The sequence below is a fragment of the Polaromonas sp. P1_E1_2 genome, assembly GCF_056406035.1.
In genome coordinates this window covers 1-1,624 of the sequence record NZ_JBFUAZ010000783.1, presented here as the reverse complement: position 1 = coordinate 1,624, position 1,624 = coordinate 1, and the positions used below count along the sequence as shown (strand labels likewise).

At 61.4% G+C, this 1,624-nt stretch carries 3 protein-coding genes; 2 read left to right on the top strand and 1 reads right to left on the bottom strand.

The window, feature by feature from the left end; translation table 11 throughout:
• Both AC1D1P_RS22835 and AC1D1P_RS22830 read left to right on the top strand, forming a co-directional pair.
• Nucleotides 1-493 (top strand): ParA family protein (locus AC1D1P_RS22835; RefSeq protein ID WP_477674565.1); only part of this gene is annotated, 493 nt, incomplete at its 5' end.
• 71 nt (nt 494-564) lie between these two features.
• On the top strand, nt 565-1,020 hold the full coding sequence (locus tag AC1D1P_RS22830; RefSeq protein WP_477668308.1) for a MaoC family dehydratase: 456 nt from the start codon (nt 565-567) through the stop codon (nt 1,018-1,020).
• A 14-nt stretch (nt 1,021-1,034) separates the two neighbouring features.
• On the opposite strand, the gene AC1D1P_RS22825 is transcribed toward AC1D1P_RS22830, so the two are convergent.
• Nucleotides 1,035-1,355, bottom strand: a complete 321-nt coding sequence (locus AC1D1P_RS22825) for a hypothetical protein (protein ID WP_477668307.1) — start codon at nt 1,353-1,355, stop codon at nt 1,035-1,037.
• Nucleotides 1,356-1,624: the final 269 nt, after the last annotated feature.

Here is a 1,624-nt window from a genome sequence, read left to right as displayed (position 1 = left end):
GTCTTCACGGTTGTGGCTGGGGCTGCGGCCGCCCGCCGCCCGGCCGATTGCCACCTGGGATGTGAATGCAGACCTGATCGTCAAACCCCCCAAGGGCACGACGCATGTGGTGCTCGACACGCCCGGCGGGTTGCATGGCTCGCGCTTTAACGATGTCTTGAAGCTGGCCGACAAGGTCATCGTGCCGCTGCAGCCCAGCGTCTTCGACATCTTTGCCACGCGCACCTTCCTGGACCAACTGGCGGAACACAAGCACGCCGGCAAGATGCAGGTGGGCATTGTCGGCATGCGCGTGGATTCACGCACGATTGCCGCCGACAAGCTGCGCAGCTTCGTYGARGGGCTGGGTTTGCCGGTGCTGGGTTACCTGCGCGACACGCAGAACTACATTCACCTGGCCGCTCGGGGGCTGACGGTGTTTGACGTGGCACCCAGCCGTGTTGAAAAAGACATGGAACAGTGGCAGGGCATCTGCCGGTGGCTTGACCGTTGAACCTCTGAGCATCGCGCCGGTTTGTCGCTGAGCCGACATGCCGTGCCCCTATGTGTCGCTACAGTGGCGGCATGAAAACCTTTGAAACCCTGGCCGACCTGGCCGCCTGCACCGGCCAGGAAGTCGCCGTCAGCGACTGGATCACCATCACGCAGCAACAGGTCAACCTGTTTGCCGAAGCGACGGGCGACCACCAGTGGATTCATGTGGACCCTGAAAAGGCGGCGGCCGGCCCGTTCGGCGGGCCGATTGCCCATGGGTTCCTGACCTTGTCACTGCTGCCGCGGTTTTTCGAGTCGTCGTTTGAGATTGCCGGCTCGCGCATGGGCGTGAATTACGGGCTCAACAAGGTGCGATTTACCGCGCCGGTGCCCGTCGGCAGCCGTCTGCGGGCACGCATGAAACTGCTGGCGGCCGAGGCGATTGACAACGCCGGCATGCAAATGACCTGGGAAGTGACTGTGGAGCGCGAAGGTTCGCCCAAGCCGGTATGCGTGGCGGAATCGCTGGTGCGGCGATACCCCTGAATGTGCCGCTGGCGCTAGATGCGCGTCAGCTGACTGGCCGGCAGCCAGCCCTCAAAAACACCGATCAGGCCGTTGATGCGTTCGGCCGCTTCCGTCTGGGAATGCGCATGTGCGATGCATTGGTGCAGGTCGCTGCGCAGCAGCCACAGGTCGGAAGGGGTTTTGGCCAGGCTGATCTTGTAGATCACCCGTGAGGTGCGCGGATCTTCGCAATCCTGCAAAAGGGTGCGCAGGCTTTCCTGGATCTGCTCGACCGAGAGCCGGTTGGCTGTTTTGGCGGTGCTGGAAAGACGGGACGTGCTGTTGCCGAAAATACGCTGGATGACCATATTCACTGTGTTTTTCCTTCCAGTCTTGTGGACTGGGCGGTGGGAAGGGATAACGCAGGAAGGGCCGGGTAGTGGCAATCCGCACGTTCGGGCCTGCAGCGAGAACTTTAGGCTTGAAGGATTGAAGTTTAGGGTTTTTACCTAGATCCTGGCAAGGGGGCGCCAGTTCAAAGGTTGGCAAAAGCGGACTTATGTCTCATCCGCGCATGCCGGGCGACCCTGAAAACCCGTTTTGCCGCCAGGCCTCAAACACGGTAACGGCCACGGTATTGGAG

Bases quoted from the DNA above. Each gene is read 5' to 3' on its own strand.
- AC1D1P_RS22830 (WP_477668308.1), top strand. From the start codon at position 565: ATGAAAACCTTTGAAACCCTGGCCGACCTGGCCGCCTGCACCGGCCAG.